The 1,292-nt window shown below is 42.4% G+C and carries 1 protein-coding gene; it reads right to left on the bottom strand.

All coding sequences use genetic code 11. The features are described 5' to 3' along the window. Window positions 1-47: 47 nt before the first annotated feature. Window positions 48-1,228 (bottom strand): IS3-like element ISVisp1 family transposase gene (locus L8S15_RS21680; RefSeq protein WP_102351272.1). Its coding sequence is split into 2 segments (ribosomal slippage): window positions 48-943 and window positions 943-1,228, totalling 1,182 coding nucleotides; the frame shifts between segments, so codons are not numbered across the junction. Window positions 1,229-1,292: the final 64 nt, after the last annotated feature.

The following is a 1,292-nucleotide window of genomic DNA, read 5'->3' as shown; positions in this document are numbered from 1 at the left end:
AGCGTTGCGAATGATCTTCACCCGATAAAATGGACACCCTATCTTCTTTAACCCGTCATGACTTCATATTCATGCGGGCTTCGATATCCAAGACTTGAGTGCAGTCTATAACGGTTATAAAAATGCTGGATATAACCGACAAGTTTATCTCTAAGCTGCTTCTCACTTTTAAAGCTATTTTTCCTAATTATGTCGCCTTTGAGCGTATGGAAGAACGACTCCACCTCTGCATTATCAGTACAATGACCTGGGCGATTCATGCTTGGGACAATTCCATTTTTTGATAGTAAAGCTTGAACTTCATGGGCTCGATATTCAGAGCCTCTGTCAGTATGAAATAACAGGCGCTCTTGTGGCTTTCGATTTCTAATGGCCATTCTCAGCGAACTCATCGTTAGTTGTGTACTCTTCTTACTACCAAGCGACCAACCGACGACTTTACGCGAGTAAAGATCAATAACGACCGCTAGATACATCCAACGTTTGCCTTGCCTGATATACGTTAGATCTCCAGACCACTGTTGATTAACTGCCGTTGGTTTTGGTGTGTCTTTTTTAATATTCTTAATCGATTGATAGAACCGATGTAGCTTGGCCATTTTCATGTAAATGCGATAACTTCGTGCTCTTAGCCCTTGCTCTCTCATGATCCGAGCCACACGCTTGCGGCTAACCAAAACTCCTTGGCGCCTCAGTTCTGCATGAACTCGTGGGCTACCGTAGGTCTCTCGACTCTGGGTAAACACTTTAATTATACGCTTCTTCAAAGCCTGCTCTTCTTGATCGTAGCGGCTTGGTTCTCTATCAAGCCATGCGTAGTAACCCGACTTAGAAACAGATAGAAAACGGCACATCAATACAATGGAATAACGCGTTTTGTAATGGGCTATGAATCGGAATTTTGTCGATTTTCTTGGGCAACGAATCGTTGCCACTTTTTTAGCAAGTCATTCTCGAGCTTAAGTTGTTCGTTCTGACGTTCGAGCTCTGCAATCCGACTAGACTCAGTTTTCTGGCTCGGGATCTGAGTCCTTTTCTTACGTTTATCTTCCATAATAACCCCTTCTCTATAGTCCTTTCGCCATTTAGAAAGCATATAAGGGTGGATATCTAATGATAGCGCCACGCTTTTAACTGTAGCTCCTTCTCGAAGCGAAAGTCGGACAGCAGTTACCTTAAATTCCGTAAGATATTGTTGAGTTTTTTTACCTGATTTATAAGCTGGCATAATCACCTCCAATTACAATTGAAGGTGTCCATTAGATCGGGTCAACTACAGAATCACTCTTAAA

The organism is Vibrio sp. S/42/10 (assembly GCF_029890535.1).
In the GTDB taxonomy this organism is placed as follows: Bacteria; Pseudomonadota; Gammaproteobacteria; order Enterobacterales; family Vibrionaceae; genus Vibrio; species Vibrio cyclitrophicus.
This window is presented reverse-complemented; position numbering and strand designations above follow the sequence as displayed.